The 20,261-nt window shown below is 42.5% G+C and carries 17 protein-coding genes and 1 pseudogene; 16 read left to right on the top strand and 2 right to left on the bottom strand.

The features are described from left to right. The first annotated feature begins 5 nt into the window (after window positions 1–5). From T355_RS0111030 to T355_RS14860, 6 genes are all read left to right on the top strand, one after another. Window positions 6–1,130 (top strand): MBL fold metallo-hydrolase, encoded by a 1,125-nt coding sequence (locus T355_RS0111030; protein WP_027397803.1) that lies wholly within the window; start codon window positions 6–8, stop codon window positions 1,128–1,130. 286 nt (window positions 1,131–1,416) lie between these two features. Beyond that, window positions 1,417–2,286: a Rossmann-like and DUF2520 domain-containing protein gene (locus T355_RS0111025; RefSeq protein ID WP_027397802.1), complete on the top strand. Its 870-nt coding sequence runs from the start codon at window positions 1,417–1,419 to the stop codon at window positions 2,284–2,286. After that, on the top strand, window positions 2,283–3,110 hold the full coding sequence (gene panB, locus T355_RS0111020) for a 3-methyl-2-oxobutanoate hydroxymethyltransferase (RefSeq protein ID WP_027397801.1): 828 nt from the start codon (window positions 2,283–2,285) through the stop codon (window positions 3,108–3,110). Before T355_RS0111025 ends, panB begins: the two co-directional genes overlap by 4 nt. Before the next feature lie 89 nt (window positions 3,111–3,199). Next, entirely contained in the window at window positions 3,200–3,925 is a 726-nt protein-coding gene (locus T355_RS0111015) for a Crp/Fnr family transcriptional regulator (protein ID WP_051555551.1), read from the top strand. Window positions 3,926–3,952: 27 nt separating this feature from the next. Further along, window positions 3,953–4,738: a response regulator gene (locus T355_RS0111010; protein WP_027397799.1), complete on the top strand. Its 786-nt coding sequence runs from the start codon at window positions 3,953–3,955 to the stop codon at window positions 4,736–4,738. A gap of 54 nt (window positions 4,739–4,792) precedes the next feature. Further along, window positions 4,793–7,942: an ATP-binding protein gene (locus T355_RS14860; protein WP_051555550.1), complete on the top strand. Its 3,150-nt coding sequence runs from the start codon at window positions 4,793–4,795 to the stop codon at window positions 7,940–7,942. A gap of 85 nt (window positions 7,943–8,027) precedes the next feature. Here the strand turns inward: T355_RS14860 and T355_RS0111000 are convergent, their stop codons facing one another. Continuing rightward, window positions 8,028–9,047 carry an AI-2E family transporter gene (locus T355_RS0111000; RefSeq protein ID WP_037330132.1) on the bottom strand — a complete coding sequence of 340 codons (1,020 nt, stop codon included), beginning with the start codon at window positions 9,045–9,047 and terminating at the stop codon, window positions 8,028–8,030. Between the two features lie 142 nt (window positions 9,048–9,189). On the opposite strand from T355_RS0111000, the gene T355_RS0110995 reads away from it, so the two are divergent. From T355_RS0110995 to T355_RS0110975, 5 genes are all read left to right on the top strand, one after another. After that, entirely contained in the window at window positions 9,190–10,425 is a 1,236-nt protein-coding gene (locus T355_RS0110995) for an aminopeptidase (protein WP_027397797.1), read from the top strand. A gap of 98 nt (window positions 10,426–10,523) precedes the next feature. Further along, complete coding sequence (locus tag T355_RS0110990) at window positions 10,524–11,219, top strand: AzlC family ABC transporter permease (RefSeq protein ID WP_037330131.1); 696 nt, start codon at window positions 10,524–10,526, stop codon at window positions 11,217–11,219. Continuing rightward, window positions 11,216–11,542: an AzlD domain-containing protein gene (locus T355_RS0110985; protein ID WP_027397795.1), complete on the top strand. Its 327-nt coding sequence runs from the start codon at window positions 11,216–11,218 to the stop codon at window positions 11,540–11,542. Before T355_RS0110990 ends, T355_RS0110985 begins: the two co-directional genes overlap by 4 nt. A gap of 58 nt (window positions 11,543–11,600) precedes the next feature. Continuing rightward, complete coding sequence (locus T355_RS0110980; protein ID WP_051555549.1) at window positions 11,601–12,974, top strand: TrkH family potassium uptake protein; 1,374 nt, start codon at window positions 11,601–11,603, stop codon at window positions 12,972–12,974. Window positions 12,975–12,984: 10 nt separating this feature from the next. Further along, on the top strand, window positions 12,985–13,656 hold the full coding sequence (locus T355_RS0110975) for a potassium channel family protein (RefSeq protein WP_027397793.1): 672 nt from the start codon (window positions 12,985–12,987) through the stop codon (window positions 13,654–13,656). A 76-nt stretch (window positions 13,657–13,732) separates the two neighbouring features. Here the strand turns inward: T355_RS0110975 and T355_RS0110970 are convergent, their stop codons facing one another. Further along, entirely contained in the window at window positions 13,733–14,389 is a 657-nt protein-coding gene (locus T355_RS0110970) for a hypothetical protein (RefSeq protein ID WP_027397792.1), read from the bottom strand. 429 nt (window positions 14,390–14,818) lie between these two features. Between T355_RS0110970 and T355_RS0110960 the strand changes: the two genes are divergently transcribed. The 5 genes and pseudogenes from T355_RS0110960 (at window position 14,819) to T355_RS0110945 (ending at window position 20,249) form a co-directional block, all read left to right on the top strand. Next, a complete protein-coding gene (locus T355_RS0110960) occupies window positions 14,819–15,382 on the top strand; it encodes a flavin reductase family protein (protein ID WP_027397790.1) in 564 nt (187 codons plus the stop codon). A gap of 111 nt (window positions 15,383–15,493) precedes the next feature. Then, window positions 15,494–15,628, top strand: a pseudogene (locus tag T355_RS15060) (DUF4314 domain-containing protein); the annotation flags it as partial. 62 nt (window positions 15,629–15,690) lie between these two features. Further along, complete coding sequence (locus T355_RS14290) at window positions 15,691–15,951, top strand: hypothetical protein (RefSeq protein WP_037330130.1); 261 nt, start codon at window positions 15,691–15,693, stop codon at window positions 15,949–15,951. A gap of 396 nt (window positions 15,952–16,347) precedes the next feature. Then, window positions 16,348–18,051: a DUF262 domain-containing protein gene (locus tag T355_RS0110950; protein ID WP_197019582.1), complete on the top strand. Its 1,704-nt coding sequence runs from the start codon at window positions 16,348–16,350 to the stop codon at window positions 18,049–18,051. Beyond that, window positions 18,051–20,249, top strand: coding sequence for a DUF262 domain-containing protein (locus T355_RS0110945; protein WP_027397788.1), 2,199 nt, complete (start codon window positions 18,051–18,053; stop codon window positions 20,247–20,249). Before T355_RS0110950 ends, T355_RS0110945 begins: the two co-directional genes overlap by 1 nt. Window positions 20,250–20,261 lie beyond the last annotated feature (12 nt).

Raw genomic sequence — 20,261 nt, 5'->3', positions numbered from 1 at the left:
CGCGCATGAATAGACGAAACTTTATTATTGGCGGACTGGCGACAGTAGGAATGCTTTCTGTTGGGGGATTTAGCTTTGTTCATCGGCCGGAATTTGGACGGCTGCCACAGGGGGCGCGATTAGCCCGCATTCAGGCTTCACCTCACTATGTCAATGGTCAGTTCCAAAATCTGGTGCCAGTACAGGTGATGAATGAGGATAGTGGGGAAAATCGGTTTGTGGCCACCGCCAAGTTTCTCTTTGGGGACAAGTCAGCTCTGTCACCTCGGGAGCCTATGGTGTCCCATAAAACAGATTTAAAAGCTCTGGACATAAATCAGGATTTGGTGGTGTGGATGGGGCATTCCACATTTTATATGCAATTAGGTGGGCGGCGCATTTTAATAGACCCAGTGTTCAGCCCCTATGCTTCACCAGTATTTTTTATAAATAAAGCCTTTACTGGCAGCAACGTCTATAATGCCGATGATATTCCGGATATTGATGTGTTGGCCATTTCCCATGACCACTGGGACCATCTGGATTATCCCACAGTAATGTCTTTGAAAAGCAAGATAAAGAATATCGTTTGTCCCCTTGGTGTAGGCGAATATTTCGAACAGTGGGGATTTGATCCGCAAATTCTCCATGAAGAAGACTGGGATGCGGAAATTAAACTAGCAGAGGGCTTTTCTGTTCATGTGTTACCATCTCAGCACTTTTCGGGGCGGTTTCTTACGCCAAATCCTACCCTGTGGTGTGGCTTTGCCTTTGTAACGCCGATTCACAAGGTTTATTACAGTGGTGATGGGGGATATGGGGCCCATTTTAAGGCCATTGGTGACCAGTTCGGTGGATTTGATCTGATGCTTGGCGAAAATGGCCAGTATAATATGGCTTGGCACGCTATTCACATGCTGCCAGAGGAAACCGCTAAAGCGGCGGTGGATGTGGGAGCAAAAGCATTGCTGCCTGCTCATGGCGGAAAGTTTGCTTTGGCCCGCCATCCATGGCAGGAGCCATATATTGAATTAAGTCGCTACAGCCAAGGGCAGAGCTATAAGCTGCTTACGCCTATGATTGGTGATGTCCTCTATATAGGTGATGAACCACCACAGCAATTCGGACAATGGTGGGAACATATGAAATAACAACTGTTCAAGGTAGATCGCATGATGTGTACCTGGAATGTGCTGAGGTGTTTGAATTATTGCTGGATGAAGGCATAATTGGGGATCTGATTTATTTTGTTTTCCGACACACCTTGCGATGTATTGAAAGGGCTGCTTCGGCAGTCCTTTTTATTGTGCCGTTGTTCGTTGCAGTATGGGGATGTCTTGTGCTACAATAACCTTCGATGGACGGTATTCCATGAGGAAACTGTACTTATCTTTTTTTGAATTGAAAAAGCGCATCCGGATACAATGAGGTGATGCGATGGAGATTGGTTTTTTTGGAGCCGGCAAGGTCGGCTTCACTCTGGGAAAATATTTCCGCATGCATGGTGTCGAAGTTATAGGCTATTATAGCCATAGCATTCAATCTGCAAAAGAGGCAGCAGAGTTTACTCAGTCACAGGCTTTTATCAATGCAGAAGACCTGTTAGCAGCTAGTGATGTGCTTTTTTTCACGCTGCCGGATGGAGTGATTCGGAATTTTTACGAACAGCTTCCTTCTGAAAAGATTCAAAATAAGATTTTTTGTCATTGCAGTGGTGCGCTGACCGCAGGGGATGCGTTTCCAAATATTGAGCAATATGGAGCCATCGGCTTTTCCGTTCATCCGTTGTTCGCCGTAAGTGATAAATATCACGCTTACGAGGAGCTGACGGATGTTTTTTTTGCGCTGGAGGGCTCGGGGGAAAAAATTGCCCTTATGGAAACGTGGCTTAAAGGGTTAGACCTTAAGGTCAAGGTAATTGAGCCAGGGGTTAAGGTCAAATATCATTGTGCGGCGGCGCTGGCCTGCAATTATGTGATTGCCTTGCTCGCATTGAGCCAAAGCTTGTTGACGGAGTGTGGCTTTTCACCTGCGGAGGCAGAGGGGGCCCTTAAACCGCTGTTTGCCGGCAATGCTCACCATATTGTAACTGACGGTATGGTACAAGCATTAACTGGTCCTGTGGAACGGGGAGATTTGGGGACAATTCAGAAGCATCTGGGGTGTCTGCCTCCTGATAGGGCACAGCTTTATAGCCTTCTGGCCAGGGAACTGGTTATGACAGCCCAAGCAAAGAATCCAACACGGGATTACTCTTCCATCAAGGAATTTTTAAACACATGGGACTTGAAAGGAAGATTAAAATGAAAAACACTGTTGCAACGTTTGCTAAGATGAAGGCTAATGGTGAAAAGATTTCTATGCTGACCTGCTATGATTATTCCACCGCCAAGCTGGAGGAAGCAGCCGGCATCAATGCCATTTTGGTAGGGGATTCCTTGGGTAATGTAATGCTGGGCTTACCAGATACGTTGTCAGTTACCATGGAGGATATGATTACCTACGGCCGTTCAGTGGCCAGGGCCTGCCATGATACCATGGTGGTTATCGATATGCCATTTATGTCTTATCAGGTGTCCGTGGAGCAGGCTGTAATGAATGCGGGACGTCTGATGAAGGAAGGCCGGGCCAATGCCGTAAAGCTGGAGGGTGGCGCCGCTGTTTGCCCACAAATTAAGGCCATTACAGAGGCTGGAATTCCCGTGGTGGCACATTTAGGCCTTACACCTCAGTCAGTAAATGCCTTGGGCGGTAACCGCATTCAGGGTAAGAGTGAAGAAGCGGCAAAAAAGCTCATAGAAGACGCATTAGCCATCGAAAAGGCTGGAGCATTTGCTTTGACCCTGGAGTGTATACCGGCTCCATTGGCCCAGCTTATCACTGACAAGCTGTCTATTCCTACTATTGGCATTGGGGCCGGGGCTGGATGTGATGGACAGATCCTTGTATACCAGGATATGCTGGGACTGTTTTCAGATTACACACCAAAGTTTGCCAAGCATTTTGCCGAGCTGGGTAAACAGATGAAGGAGGCTTTTGCAGCCTATGTTAAGGAAGTACAGGCAGGAACCTTCCCAGCCGAGGAGCATACATTCAAGATGGACGAAGATGTGTTAAATAAGTTATATTAATATTATATAAATTCACTTCTTCTTATTAAGAATTTCTTTCCTAAGCAAGATGTTACCGTGATGAGGTTCACCGTTGAGGTTTATACATTATGAATACTATACAAGAAATAGATAAGCATTTGCCTATACTAAGTAACTGTGCTTTTTTTGGTGGAATGAACCATAAAGAAATACAGGCGGTATTAGGATGTATAGGTGCATATCCCGTGCAGGCTCCTAAGGGGAAGTATATTTTCCGGGCAGGGGACAGCACTGAAGTCATGGGGCTGGTTTTGTCCGGCTCGGTGTTTATTATCCAGGAGGATGTATGGGGTCACAGGAATATTATGGCCAAATGTCATCCAGGGGAGTTTTTCGGGGAAATTTATGCCGCTACTCCTGGCGCAGTGCTTAATATCAGCGTTGTGGCAGAGACGGATTCCCTTATAATGATGATGAACGTCAAAAGACTAATGGCCAGCTGTTCCTCGGCCTGTGAGCACCATCAACGGCTTATTCGAAACTTGGTTAGTGTTTTAGCCAATAAGGTTATGGCTTTTAATGAGAAGATTACTCATATAAGCAAACGGTCAACCCGGGAAAAAATACTTTCCTATCTTTCCCGGGAAGCCCAGCGGCAGGGCAGTCTTAGCTTTGATATACCCTTTAATCGGCAGGAGCTGGCTGACTATCTCTGTGTGGAGCGTGCTGCCATGACGGTGGAAATTTCCAAGCTGCAAAGGGAAGGGATTTTAAAAACCAACCGAAAGCACTTTGAGTTAGCGATTATAAGCTTGGCAGGAAATGTTGCTTTTATGTCGAATAAAAACAGGTAGACGAGTGTGGCCAGAGGAGTGATAGCTATGCAGAAAACTGTTTTATTGATAAATAAGGGCAAGTCCTTTATGGTTGTAACCATTGCCAAGAGCTTTACTGATGCTGGATATAAAGTGGTGGAAGTGGAGCCGACTATGGAGGATATAGGGGCTCATAAAGAAGATACAAATTTATTTGTGTTATATTTGGGAGATTATGTGGATGATATTACCAATACTTTGGTATATCTAAAGGATATATGTACAGAGGAGGATAAGCTACTTATTGTTATTGGCACTGCCTCTGAAATTGAAACCCTGACCCAAAGTATCCCAGTACCGCTAATTTCCGCCAGCTTTGAACGTCCATTTGATATGAAAAAGCTGGTGGCCCAGGCGGATTGGCTGTTGGAGGCCAATGATGATCTGGCAAAGCGGAAAAATATACTGCTAGTAGATGACGACAGTACCTTTTTGAAGATGGTTAAGGATTGGCTATCCACAAAATATAAGGTTACTATTGTTACCTCCGGTGCCCAGGCTCTTATGTATATCGCTGATAACACGCCGGATTTGATTTTATTGGATTACGAAATGCCAGTCACTTCTGGCCCTCAGGTTTTGGAAATGATCAGGAGCGAGACCAAGGTGGATACAATACCGGTTATCTTTCTTACCGGGAAGGATGATCAGGAGAGTGTTATGAAGGTATTAGCTCTAAAGCCGGATGGCTATTTGCTGAAAAGTCTGGACCGCGCCAAGCTCATTGCGGCAGTTGATGATTTCTTTGAAAAGCAAAAATTTAAAAAGCTTCACGATGATAATGTTTTATGATTTTTCGCCCTTGTGTTTTGCAAGGGCGATTTTTAAAAAGGGGGACACCTTTCTATGCTTCAAAAAAAATATATCGTAAATAGGGAAGCTGGTTGCGATGTTGAGCAATGGCAAGCATTAAAGGATGTTTTAGGGGAAATAAAGCAAAAATATGTCGAAAAGGACGCCAGAACATTATATTTGCATATAGTTTTTCATGGTATGAATTGTGATGATGCAGATTGTGTTCACAAATTAGTAAAAACTCTTTTACCACAGGCCGTTGTTACCGGTATGCCGGAAACCCTTTTTGCATACGAAGACGACAAAGAGTTTTTGGTATTTAATACTATTTTTTTCATGAAATCCGAGGTAAAGCTACTTGAAATAGATACTGTACCTGGTGATTATGAACTTGAAGGTAAAAAAATGGGGGAGCTGATAGCTTCATACCCTAATGTGAAGGCAGCCGCAGTATACTGCAATCATTTAGGAACGGAGTTTTCTCTGTTCTTCAATAAGTTGGTAAGTGACAATGATGGAGTGGTATTTTTTGGGGCATCGGCCGGAGCCTTTGGTAATTTGGAAGAAATAAAAGCTGCCAGCCCTAATTTATTGCGTATTGATGTCCATAATAACCAGGATGAACAATTTATTATAGGTGAGCATATAATTTCCCATGGCATTGTCATAGCTATTTTTTGTGGTGAAGAATTAGATGTGCAGGGGGATTATATCTTAGGGTGGAAACCCCTTGGTAAAGAATTGACAATTACGGAGGCCATTGGTATAAACTGTATTGCCCGGCTGGATGATATTCCGGCAACGGAGATTTATCACCATTATTTAAGGGTTACTCCTGATGAAAATTTTGTATTTAATATTGCGGAGTTCCCGTTGGCCATAGAGAGAAATGGCTGTTTAATTGCCAGAGTTCCACCAATCCATGACGCAGCGGGACGGATATATTTTAATGGCGATATTTATGAAGGGGAAAAAATCAGGCTAACCTATGCAGTGCCAGAGGATCTGTTACATGAAACAGCTCAGCATAGTGACATGATGTGTGATTTTTCGCCGGAAGGTTTATTCTTGACAATATGTGGTAACCGAACCATGTTTTTGAATAAAGCAGCAGACGAAGAAATTGAGGTTTATCGGAGATTTGTGCCTGAATTGGCCACTAATTACGGTACCTCAGAGATATATTTCAACCATGGTCAGGGAGGAATTCTAAATAGTGCATTAATAGCCGTAGGCTTTAGAGAAGGTGAACCATCGGACCACTGTATGTGTCACCCTTTGATACAAGATAAGGAACAACACAAAGTAAAACCGTTGGCTACCCGTATGGCCGCTTTTTTGGATGCCATGACGAATGAGTTAATCCAATCCAATAAGAATTTGAAGGATATGGCGGAGCAGGCCAAAACTGCCAATCAGGCCAAAAGTGATTTTCTGTCCAATATGAGCCACGAAATCCGCACCCCAATTAATGCGATCCTTGGTATGGATGAAATGATATTGCGGGAAGCTACTGATGATACGATACGGGAATATGCAGAAAATATCCGTACGGCCGGGACCACCTTATTGGGACTCGTAAATGATATTTTGGACTTTTCCAAAATCGAGGCCGGCAAGCTGGAGCTTATTCCAGCTGAATATGCCACCAGCTCCATATTGAATGATCTGGTAAATATGATTGCCAATCGGGCGAAAAATAAAGGCGTACAGTTAATTGTGAAGGCAGCACAGGATCTGCCAAGTATGCTCTTTGGTGACGAGCTTCGCTTGCGTCAGATAATAACCAATATCCTTACTAACGCTGTGAAATACACTGACCAGGGAAGCGTAACCCTAAGTGTAGATTGGGAGAAGCTGTCAGATGATGAAATTATTGTCAAGGTGGCAGTTACCGATACGGGAATAGGTATAAAGGATGAGGATATTCATAAGCTGTTTAAGGCCTTTGAACGCATCGAAGAAGAACGTAACCGCACAGTGGAAGGTACGGGTTTGGGCATGAACATTACCCAAAAGCTGCTTTCCATGATGGGGAGTCATCTGGAGGTAACCAGTACCTATGGTGAGGGCTCCTGCTTCTTCTTTAAGGTAAAGCAAAAGGTGCTTAATTGGTCGGCTATGGGCAATTATGAGGAAGCCTATCGGCGCAGCCAGGCGGAGTGTCATAATGATAACCAATCCTTTGTGGCACCAGAGGCCAGAATTCTGGTGGTGGATGATACGGAAATGAATTTGACGGTGGTCAAGGGGCTGCTTAAACGAACCCAAATTCAGATAGATACAGCGGTAAGCGGCTATCAGTGCATAGACATGGTTAAGAAAAACACCTATGATGCACTATTTCTGGATCATAGAATGCCGGGGATGGACGGTATAGAAACCTTGGCTGAACTTAAAAAATTAACTGATTGCCCGAATGTCAATACGCCGGTTATAGCTCTTACGGCCAATGCGGTGGCTGGGGCACGGGAGGAATATTTTAAGGCAGGCTTTGATGACTACATGACTAAGCCTATTGACAGCCGTCAGCTGGAGCAGTGTCTAATTAAATATTTACCTCCTGAAAAGGTAAAGTATCAGGATAATGTGCCAGCACAAGTGGTGGGGGAAGTGTCCTTGCCGGAATGGCTATTATCTATACCTGGCTTGGATACGGAAAGTGGAATAAAGCACTGTGGCAGTGTGGAGGCTTATTTATCGGCTCTTACGGTATTTGCAGAATCATTGCCAGGAGTAGCAGAGGAAATTCAGCGGTTCTTTGCCAACTGCGAGTGTGATAATTACACAACCAAGGTTCATGCTCTAAAAAGCACTGCCAGAGTAGCTGGCTTAAATGAGCTGTCTGAACGGGCCAAAAGGCTGGAGGATGCCGGTAACAACGGTTATATTGATGAACTTACTGCTGATACACCAGTGTTATTAGCTCTTTGTCAGGACTATGCCAAGGCACTGGCTCCATTAACAGAAAAATCTGAGCCAGACGAGGCAAATAAAGTGGCAATATCAGATGCTGAGCTAAAGGAGGCTTGGGAAACCATTGGTGATATTATCCAAACCTTTGATTATGATAATTTGATGTATTTATTAGGTGAGTTGGCAGGCTATAAACTGGAGGAGAAGGACCGTCAAAAACTTCAGTTGTTACAGGAGGCTGCCCAGGTGCCTGACTGGGAGAGGCTAAAAGAGCTCATAAAATAGAAGCTACAAAGGTAAATAAAAAAGGATGAAAGTTTGCTAATTTACTAATTTATTAAATCAGCAGACCTTCATCCTTTATTTTTCCTTATTTTATTTTCGTTGAGTCCTTTAATTCCTGTTCACTTCGATATATATCAAGAATTATATGCTTTACTACTACTATACATGGAACGGCTAAAAACATTCCTGCAGTACCTAGAATTTCGCCACCCAGCACAACACCCAAAATGGTGGTAATAGGGTGTATGTCCAGAGCTTTGCCCACAACATTAGGATAAATGAGATTGTGGTTAATCTGAGTCATTATAAGATAGAAGCAGGCTGTCTGAATAATCAGATATGGCGTGTCGGTGGCTGTAAGCATTACTCCAAATAGGGAGGCCACTGTAGGACCCAGAACGGGAACAAACTCACAGATTCCACTGATAACAGCGAAAACTGAAGCGTATTTGTTGTCCATAATGGAGAAGTAGGAGTATACGATAACACCGGTTATGCAGCACATGAGAAGCTGGCTTCGAATGTAAATCTGCAAGGAGTGCAGCACAGCAGTAAAGAGATGAAAAACCCTTACCTTGTCTCTTCGAGGGAAAAGGTTGGATATAAAATGAAGAATAGCCCTGCCATCCTTAAGGAGATAGAAGGTAACAAAAATTATGATAACAAAATCGATAATCTTGTTGAAGGTGGATACTATGATTCTAAGGGATTCCCTCAAAAGATTGGAGCCCATGGAGGCTATATCCCCCCACATATTGTCCAGGGAGCTGTTGATGGACGGCATATCCTGAATAAGCTGCATGTTTTGTATTTTGGCTGCCAGACGAGGTAAATCCATGATAAAGCTGGAAAATGTCGGTATAAAGGATACGGAAACCACTGTGGCCAGCCCAAAGAGAATCAGCAAAAATAAGGATAATATAAGGCCCGCGGCTACAGACCGTGGGATTTTTTTTGATAATTTGTTTACCATTCCTACCAGCAGCAGCTGTATCAAAAGGGAAATGAAAAATATGAATGCGAAGGATGGGAAGAACCAAAAGCCTGAGGCCAGAGTCACAAAGGCCACGGCCAGGACTATGGATGTCTGACGGGCAGAAATCATAAATTGCCCTCCTTTTATAAAAAAATGTGCTCTTTTAATAATTATACCGCAAATGTTCAAATTTTTCTTTATGTTGCAAGGAATAAATTTAAGGTATAATATAGTCTATAATGTTTAAATACTAATTACAAGGAGTAGTTTTATGGATAAACTTTTAAATAAATATGCAAAATTGGTGGTTAAAACCGGTGTAAACCTGCAAAAGGGACAGCTGCTGGTAATCAATTCTCCAATTGAATGTGCTGATTTTGCCCGTCGTGTGGCTAAGGAAGGCTTTGAGGCCGGATGCTCCGATGTGAAGATTAACTGGAGCGATGAGAAGTTTTCCCGCATTCGCTTTGATGGTGCTGCCAATGAAATTTTTGATGAGTTCCCTCAGTATCGTTACGATATGTTTATGAGCTTTAAGGAAAAGGGAGCAGCTATTATTTCTATACATGCCTCTGATCCTTCTATTTTTAAGGGAGTGGAGCAGGATAAGCTGCGTCGTGCCCAGATGGCTGCAGGGCAAGCCCTGTTGGAATATCGGGGAGCCATTATGAACAATGAGCTTCGCTGGTGTGTGGTTTCCATTCCAACTCCTGCCTGGGCCTCCAAGGTTTTCAAAGAGGCTGCAAATGAGGAGGAGGCAGTTGCCAAGCTGTGGCAGGCAATTTTTTCTGCTGTCCGCATTGATGAAAAAAATGATCCTATTGAGGCCTGGAGCAAGCATACAGCTTTTATGAAAAAGGCAACGGATTTCCTTAATGGTGAGAAGCTGGTGTCTTTACACTATACCAATGGCTTAGGCACAGATCTTACTGTGAAGCTGCCAGAGGGACATATTTGGGCTGGCGGTGCCGAAATAGCTGCAGATAAAGTGGAATTTGTGGCTAATATGCCAACGGAGGAAGTGTATTCCCTTCCGGACCGTAACGGTGTGGATGGTGTGGTTTATGCCTCCAAGCCACTTATTTATCAGGGAAATGTCATTGATGGCATTCGCCTTGTATTTAAGGATGGAAAAGTGGTGGAATACAGTGCCACCAAGGGGCAGGAGGTTCTAAAGCAGCTCCTTGATACCGACGAGGGGGCAAAGCATCTGGGAGAGGTGGCTCTGGTGCCGTATGATTCTCCGATTTCAAACAGTGGAATCCTTTTTTATAATACCCTTTTCGATGAAAATGCGGCATGTCATTTGGCCTTTGGCAAGGCATATCCTACCTGTCTTGAAGGTGGAGAAAAAATGGATACGGTAGAGTTGGCAAAGCATGGTGTAAATGATTCATTGGTCCATGAGGATTTTATGATTGGGACAGAGGATATGGAAATTGTAGGCACCAAGGCGGATGGCAGTACCGTGCAGATTTTCACCAAGGGAAATTTTGTAGAGTTTTAGTCAGTATACTGATGATTGCTATGCTATTAATAATGTTATAAAACATTAATATAACGTTAATTAAATGTTGATATGCATTGGGGAAAGGAAATCTATTTATGGGTGAATATTTTAATAAACAGGTTTTCAAAGCAGTATGGCCTATATGCTTTGGCTATATTCCTTTGGGGGTGGCCTGTGGCATATTGGGAGAAAAGGTGGGGCTGGATGCCTTTTTGATGGCCATGATGTCTATTTTCCTCTTTGCCGGTAGTGGCCAGTTTATTGCTCTTGCCATGATTGGCGCTGGGACGGCCATCATTCCCATTGTAATTACTGTAGGTATTGTAAATCTGCGTCACATGCTGTACGGACTTATCCTCAATCAGCATATTTCCAAGGAATCATTGCTATATCGTATGATTTACGCCCAGGAAATCGTGGATGAAACCTTTGCTGTGAATAGTATTGAGTTTCAGAAGCGAGATAGTGAATGGAATCCTAAAAAAGCAGCGGGGCTGAATTTCCTGGCTCACATGAGCTGGATGCTGGCCACAGTGGCTGGGGTGCTGCTGGGCAGTGCAGTTTATATTGATACCGGGCTTGTAAGCTATGCCCTTATTGCTATGTTTATTGGCCTGTGGTCATTTCATTTTAAATCCGCCAAGCTCATTGGAATTGGTGTACTGGGCGGGGGCTTGGCCCTTTTGCTGTCATTGTGGCTGGACAATATGCTGAATGTGGTGGTGGCCACCGTAGTGGCAGCAATTGTGGGGGCAGCAATAGATAATGGTGAGGGGGTAGAGAAGAAATGAGTTATACAGATATTTTAATCTGCATATTCGGACTGTTTTGTTCTTCATATATTTCCCGAATTCTGCCATTGGCAGTTTTGGGCAGACGCCCTTTGCCGACATTTCTGTCCCTTTGGTTGAAGTATGTGCCCACGGCTGTATTTGGTGCGCTGATTTTTGTTTCAATTTTTGGTGATGCCCATAGTGGGTTTCGCTTCAGCTGGACAAATGTAGAATTTTTGGCAGCCATACCGGTACTCCTGGTGGCGGCAAAGACAAGAAATCTCGCTTACAGCATTATTGTAGGGCTGGCAGCCTATTGGCTTTTGAATCAATATATGTGATAAAATTGATGTGACGAAATATATTAACCATCCATCGAAAAGGATGTGAAGAGATAATATGCATTTTGGACCGAACTGGCGAAGACAGGATGTTATAAAGATTCAGCATAGCTTTCGCATGAAGCCGAACCAGATAATCTGTCTGAGTTTTATTCTTATGATTGGTTTAGGCACCTTGTTGTTGACCTTGCCCATCAGTACCACGGATCATATGGGGCTCCACCCCGTGGACGCACTTTTTGTATCCACCTCGGCCTCCTGCGTAACAGGACTGACGGTGACGGATTTGAAAAATGATTTGACCCTATTTGGCAAGGTGGTCATGCTGCTCCTTATCCAGATAGGAGGGTTGGGGATTATGACCCTGGGTACTTTGGTTGCCCATAGTATGGGATATCGTTTTCGCCTGTCGGAAACCCAGGTGTTGCAGGAATCTCTTAACCAAAGCTCAAGAATGGGGATGTTCCCTCTGATTCGTCGCATGATACAATACACCTTTGCGGTGGAGGGCTTTTTTGCCGTTTTGCTGGCCTGGCATTTTTACCCGGAATATGGCTGGGATTGTATCGGCTATGGGATATTTCATTCTGTTTCCGCCTTTTGTAATGCGGGCTTTGACTTATTCGGTAATTATGACAGCCTGACCAAGCGGGGGGATGACTTCTTTTTGATGGGGTGTCTGGGAACCTTGATAATATTGGGCGGAATTGGTTTCACGGTTATCCATGATGTTTTGCATAACCATAAATGGCGTAGGCTTACCCTCCATAGTCAGATTGCACTGTCCACTTCGGCATTCCTCATTGTTTTGGGAGGCTTATTGATATTTTTGGTGGATAGCCAGAATCCAAGAACATTGGGCAATTTACCGCTGAGTGAGCAGCTGGCCCAGTCCTTTTTCACTTCCATCTCATGTCGTACAGCGGGGTTTAATACCTTCGATTTGGATGCAGCTACCCAGATTAGCAAGCTGGTGATGATACTGCTCATGTTTATTGGTGCCTCGCCACTGTCCACGGGCGGTGGTATCAAGAGCACCACATATTTTATCGTTATGCTGTCCATGTGGTCTGTAGTTCGTGGTAAAAGGGAAAACGTTGTATTTGGCAGACAGATAAGCAGAAAGCTTCAGGTGCAGGCCTACGCTATTTTTACCATCGCAACTATTTGGGTGGTATCCGCCGGTATTTTGCTGTCGGTAATTGATGGTGAGGTCCATCAGCTGGGAGCTGTAATTTTTGAAACGGTTTCGGCCTTTGGCACGGTAGGTATGGGAATAGGCATCACCAACGAATGGGATATGTGGGGCAAGCTCATATTGTCCCTTACCATGCTCATGGGCAGAGTGGGGATTTTGACATTTATAATGGCCGTTATCAAGCAGGAGGAATCACTGATTAAATATCCGGAAGGCAATATTATGATAGGTTGAGGTAAAGAATATGGTAAGCAGAAAAAATCAATTTGCAATTCTGGGCATGGGCCGTTTTGGCATAAGCCTGGCCGTAACCTTGGAACAAATGGGCTATGAAGTTTTGTGTGTGGATGTAGATGAAGCTGTTGTCAGCAAATTGGCAGATCAGGTATCGAGAATAGTCAGCTTTGATATCCGTGATTCCAGGGCCTTTGATCAGGCAGGTATGGAGAACTTTGACACGGTTATTATTGCCACTAAAAATCTGGAAGCAAGTCTTATGGCCACCATGCTGTGCAAAGAGCGTAATATTTCGGATATTGTGGTAAAGGCCATTGATGAACGTCATGCTGTAATGGCCAAAAAAATGGGAGCCACTCAAATTGTATTCTCCGAGCTGGAAATGGCCAAGCGTTTGGCCTTGCAGATGGTGACACCTAATGTTAAGGACTATATTGAAATAGATGGTGATATTAAAATAATTAACTTTAATGCACCGGAGGAGCTGTGGAATAAAAATCTTGTGGAGGCCAATCTCCGCGCCCAATTTGGCTTGAATGTTATTGCAATCATTCATGAGGAGAAAACCTTGATTACGCCGCCGCCAACCTATAAATTTTGTAAAGGGGACAAGGTTTTTGCCATTGGCTCAAATGAGGTATTGGCAAAGTTTAAGGAAAAGGTTTTGTCCGGGGAGTAACGGGTAAAAAATTAGCCGGAAGCAGGTCGCTATCCAATGGATGGCAGCCTGTTCCCGGCTTTTTGTCTTGTATAGGCTATTTATTTGGCAAATCATTTTCGTCTGTTTGCATTGGGTAATGGGTGCCGCAGGCTGTACATCTATAGCCGTTGGCCCATAAATCACATTGCTGTTGGTAGATTTTACAGCGTTTCTCATGCTGTTTCTTGTTGGAGAGGTAGGCCCTGCAGGCAAAGAATGCGATTGCTCCGCTTACACCGATAATCAGTAAATTTCCTGTTATATCGATACCCATGACTATATCTGCTATACTGCGCAGGGCTGGCAAGAGGAATATCAGGGAAATGAGCAAATAAAAATAGTGAACAGCAGGGCTGGAATCCAGCTGTGGTGGCGGGGTAATAAATTTTAGTCGTATCGCGCCATTACTGTGGCACTTGGGGCAGTAATAACGAGGCTTGCGGGGATTATCGATGATAGGAATGTAAATATTTCTTGTCCTGGGCGTGGCGGCTGGAGGATTATCCACCTTTACACTATCGTTGTCGCATTCATCAAAAAAATCCGGATCGTAATTATCTTCTTCAAATTCATCACGGTCCATACTGTAATCATCCCAGATGGCATCATAAGCGTCCTGGCTGTCCTTGTCAAAAGGATCCGCATCCTGCCAGCCCTCTTCTTCACATCCGTCATAGTAGTCTTTCCATAAGTGAGTGTCTTCAATACCCATATTTATCCCTCCCCTCAAGGAATTACGCCACTTTGCATTTTCCGATATTTTATTTAATACTATACTACGCGAAAATTATTGGCAATAGATGTGTGGGCGAAAAAAAGGACAATGGAGCTGGCTTACAAAAGTTCGTTGCAAAAAGTGTAGCTATACTACAAAAGTTCGGTGTAAAAAGTGTAGTGATACTACAAAAGTTCGTTGCATTTTTTGTGATGCAGTTAAGATGACTTTTTTATATTCACAATATATAACGAGCTTTAAGATGTCCCCCACCTCGTTGCGACACGAATGAAGTGAGTTAGTCCTTTAGGGAAACGCTAATTGGAAGATTTTTCTTCTGAAAGAAAAAAATTTGAACAATGGTGTTATAATTAGTCATAGAAAATAGATTTTCAATTTTCGGATTAATTCAAGGGAGATGTAAGTATGAGAAAAAATTTTGGAGCTAAGCCTTGGGTATACCCACAGCCGGTATTCATCGTCGCTACCTATGATAAGGAAGACAACCCTAATGCCATGAATGCGGCATGGGGTGGTATCCACGATGACGATGAAATTTTTATTTGTATGGGGGCTAACCATAAAACATCAGATAATCTTGAGGAAAGAAAAGCCTTTACGGTGAGTATGGGGGATGTGTCCCATTTGGTAGCATGTGATTATGTGGGAATTGAAAGCGGTCTGAAGGCACCTGATAAGTTCAAGAAGGCTGGGTTTACAGCTGTAAAGAGCGAGTTCGTGGACGCACCTATTATCAATGAGTTACCAATGGCTTTTGAGTGCGAAGTGCTTCGCTATGACAGAAAGGCTTGCCAGCTTGTAGGAAAAATAAAAAATGTCAGCATTGACGAACGGGTATTGACCTCTGATGATAAGGTAGATGTGGCCAAGTTGGCACCGATTATCTTTGATGGAGTTAATCACACATACTTGCAGCTGGATGAAAAACCTGTTGGCAAGGCTTTTCATGATGGTGCAAAATTGAAATAAAAATCTTACATATTGCTGCTCTCTAAATGAGGGCAGTTTTATTTTGCCCGCTTACAGCATGGCAAATTCACGACATAATGGTGGCGAGGAGGTCATGCTATGTGAGATGAGATTGCAAAGGCCAAGGCTACATACCTGGCAGGAATGAGAGTCCGTCTGATCAAGATGGATGATATCCAGGCACCGCCGATTGGCACCGAGGGTACGGTAAGAGGCGTGGATGACATCGGTTCGGTTATGGTGGCATGAGATAACGGCTCGGGATTAAATGTGGTTCTGGGCGAGGATGAGGTTGAGGTGGTGAAATAATGAGAGTATGTCCGATTTGCGGTAAAGAATATGACAGTCATCCAGCACTATCAAGGAAAGATAACCGTACTGAGATCTGTCCTGCTTGCGGTACAAGGGAAGCAGTGGAGGTGTATACGCTTTATTCTCAGGAAGGTGACATCATCTTTATAATGGAAGACAAGAAGAATACAACTTCAGTGATAGGATTTTATTTTGGTGAACCAAATGATGAGGACACGAGAGAATTTAGAGGAAAACTGACAGCGGAGTTTGAGTAAGTCTTTTAGAGAATCCCTCAGAGATGGTTTAATGGTGTAGGTTTACAATACATTCATCGTTAAGCTGATTTAAGCGATAATCGTTACATTTGTATCAAAGTACAGCTCCTACGGGATACCTTAATACCTAGTTTGATACAAAGAAAATCCCCTCAAACACCTGTTATTGGGCTTTGGGGGGTATTTTATGTATAGGGGCGGAGGTATCATCAGTAGTAAGAACTATTTATATTTTTAAAGTGCATACGATATTAACGGTAATAAAAGGGTTTAAGGAAATAGTGTAGAACTGTTTGTAGTATAGAAATTCGTATAAAAACGTCATCGTGATGTCATACTGGTATGGCTATTGTTATGGATAAGTGAGCAGATTCATATAGAAAGCGGGGATTTTATATGGTGAACAGCCAGATATTATTGGAGACAAAGCTGGTAAGTGAAATTCAAGGAACATTTTATGTTCCCTCTTATCAACGTGGGTATCGTTGGGGGAAAGATGAAGTCCTTCGCCTCTTGAATGATGTTTATTCGAATGGAAAGAAAAATTATTGCCTTCAGCCGGTAGTGGTTCGTAAGAATGGAGATGCCTATGAATTGATAGACGGTCAGCAGCGCTTGACGACGTTATATCTGGTCTACAGATATATGAGGGATGTAAATCCGTTTTTTGATGAACCAGCATTTAAGCTCGTGTATGACACACGCGACAATTCTCAGGAATATCTAAAAAGCGTGGATTTGTCCAGACGCGATGAAAACATTGATTTCTGGTTTATAGCCAATGCCTACGAAACGATTATGAAATGGTTTGAGGAAGATAAGCAAATTCGTGTCCTGCATATCTATGAATATTTTAAAGAGAATGTGAAGATTATCTGGTATGAAGTTGGTGAAAGTGAAGATGCTATCGGCTTGTTCACTCGTCTCAATATCGGGAAAATTCCATTGACAAGCGCTGAACTGGTAAAGGCTGTATTCCTTAGTAGTGAAGGAAAGGCAAAAAAAGGCAGAGCGAAGCAGGAAGAGATATCCTTGCAGTGGGATAATATTGAGAAGGAGCTTCACAATGATGCTCTGTGGTATTTTCTGACCAATAGAACTAATACTAGATATCAGACAAGAATTGATCTGATACTTGATTTGATATCGGATAAACCTGCCGATAATCGTGAGAAGTATTATACATTCTTTAAAATTGATGAGCTGAGTAAATCCATGACATTGGATGAAATATGGAGAAAAATTCAGCAAACGTTCCTAATTCTTAAGGACTGGTTTGAAAATCATGAGCTTTACCATAAAATTGGCTATTTGATTGCTTCAGAGAAGCTGACTTTGCAAGAAATCTTCGGGATATCTGATGGAAAGACTAAGCAAGAATTTAGAGGTGTGCTGGATTCATATATTCGAGATAGTATTGCAATTCAGGGGAATTATTCTGAGCTTAGTTATGAAAAAGCACAGGATCGAAAACGCATCAGTAAACTACTGCTTCTATTCAACGTTGAGTCAGTTAGATTAAATGGTGAGAATACACAATGGTTCCCGTTTGACAAGTTTAAATACGATGAAAAGGGAAAGGTTGCGTGGTCTCTTGAGCATATACATGCTCAGCATTCCGAGGGCTTGAATACCCAGGAATTGTGGAAAGAATGGTTGGGCAAACATATAGCATCTGTTCGTGCTGTTTCTCATGATGATGAGCTAATCGAGTCAATGAAAACAGCTATTGATAAGCCTGATCTTGGAGGTAAAGAATTTGATGATTTACAAAAGAAGGTTACCAGTTTACTTTCAGTACAGGGAAATACAGAGTATCTACATTCCATAGGAAATATGGCCCTTCTCCGTTCAGACGATAATGCCGCACTGAGTAATTCCGCATTTGATGTAAAACGAAATCTTATTATAGAAATGGATAAAGACGGACAGTATATTCCGTTTTGTACCAAAAAGGTGTTTTTAAAATACTATACACCGTCAGAAGACAATCAGCTCCATTTTTGGGGACAGCCGGATAGGGTTGCTTATATCAAGGCAATCAATAAAGTTTTGAAGCCGTATCTTGCAGAAGAAATATTGACAACGGAGGAAGCATAATGAATACTACACTGCGTTCATTTATGAATATGTTTGAAACTACATTTGTTAACAAAGAAGCAGGGGTTAAGCTTCAAAAAATCACCATTCCGATCATACAAAGAGACTATGCACAGGGAAGAAAAGATCCAGATGTTGATCGAGTGAGAAGCAGGTTCCTTGATTCTTTATTTAATGCCGTAGTTGGTGAGCCGATTACACTGGATTTCGTTTACGGAGATATCGATGAAGACGGTGTAATGACACCTCTTGACGGGCAGCAGCGTTTGACAACCCTGTTTCTTCTTCATTGGTATGCGGCAAAGAAATGTGAAGTGCCGGATAAAGAATATGAATTTCTCATGAATTTCGGATATGAGACCAGATATAGTGCAAGGTATTTTTGCAAAGAACTTATCGGTTTCAAGCCTTCATTTCAAGTAAAGCTGTCGGATGAGATAGTTGATCAGGCATGGTTTCCATTGGACTGGCAGAAGGACCCTACAATCAGCTCCATGTTGGTAATGTTGGATGATATAAATGATAAATTCAAAGATGTTGAAGATTTGTGGAAAAAGTTAAAAGATGAAGCGATAACATTTTATTTCTTGCCAATTAAAGACATGGGGCTTACGGATGAGTTGTATATCAAGATGAACTCCCGAGGAAAGCCACTGACACGATTTGAGCATTTCAAAGCTGAATTAGAGCGTTGTGTTCGTGACGTGGATGATGAGACGTCCAAGCGGATAATGAGAAAGATAGATCGTGATTGGACGGATATGCTTTGGCGGTACAGGGATTCTGGTAGTGGCAGCCCGGATGATGCCGTTACAGATGATGAGTTTCTGAAGTATTTTAGATTCATTTGTGACATTATCTGCTATCAAGGCGGTGAGTCACCTCAAGGTAAGAGCTCTGATGAGTTTGATATGCTGATTGAATACTTTACAGGGGATAAGAGCAAGGTCCTTAATAATATCAGAACAATGGAATCTTATTTTGACTGCTTGTGCGTGGTTGATGGATATAATAATCCTACCGAGTTTATGGAATCTTTTATGTCGAATGAGCATGAAGATGGAAAGATAGTTGTGGATTCCAGATACAAGATTGATATATTTGCAGATTGTATACATTCATATGCAGATAAGACAGGAAGAATAAGGCAGTTCCCTTTGAATCGTATTGTTCTTTTGTTTGCGATTATCTATTTTCTTCGCAACAGAGATAAAATTACAGATGCTGATTTTGTTAAGAGAGTGCGTTCTGTTAATAATCTTATTCAAAACTCTGAAGATGAGATCAGCGACAGAATTGATCGTAATCGCTTGCCTGCTATTTTGAAACAGACAGAGATGATAATGCTTACCGGAGAGATTGATGAATCTATAGAGAACAGCTTTAATCCTAGCCAGATTGCAGAGGAAAAAGAGAAGAAGGCTTTTCTGGAGCAGAATCCAGATCAAGCAATTCTCGTACATGAATTGGAAGACCATGTAATTCTTAAGGGGCAGATTAGCATTGTCGGAGTTAATAATTTGGCATATGCAGACCGCTTCGTTTCACTATTTGACTGCAAATGGGATCTGATTGATTGTGCTTTGATGTCTATTGGTAACTATGGGCAGCGTGAAAGAAATCAGTGGCGTTATCAGTACGCTTCAAAGAACATGCAGCTTGCATGGCATGAACTGTTTCATAAGAGTAAAAATGAAGGCTTTGAGAACACAAGGGATATTCTAATAAGGTTACTTTCAAAGGCTCAGTGCTTCAGCAATGAATTGCTAGAACAAATTATAAATGAATTTATAAAATCCTGTGAAGATTCTAGCACTTACCCTTGGCGCTATTACTATGTGAAGTATAGTGTATTCCGCCCAGGGAGTTATGGTAAATACAGTAATATTCAAGCAGATGAAAATCCGTACAATTTCTCTGTAATGCAAACAAAATCTCAGATGTCATCCAGTACCTATATGCCTTATCTGAAAGCAGTTGATCCCGACGGAAATCGGCTTAATAAGGATTCGATGGGACAGCGGCTTGATATAGGAGAAAATTATATTGCCTGTGAAAATTCCGCATATATTCTGAAGAATGCAGAGACAGGTGAGATTGTTGAACGGATTGAGATTAAGCAGAATAAATCAGGTATTGATACTGAGGATCGAATCATAAGATTGAAAAACTATTTGATTGGAAAAGGAGTTCAGTAATTAGTATGGAGT

Origin of the sequence: Anaerovibrio lipolyticus LB2005, from assembly GCF_000621545.1 — a bacterium.
Taxonomy (GTDB): domain Bacteria; phylum Bacillota; class Negativicutes; order Selenomonadales; family Selenomonadaceae; genus Anaerovibrio; species Anaerovibrio lipolyticus_A.
This window is presented reverse-complemented; position numbering and strand designations above follow the sequence as displayed.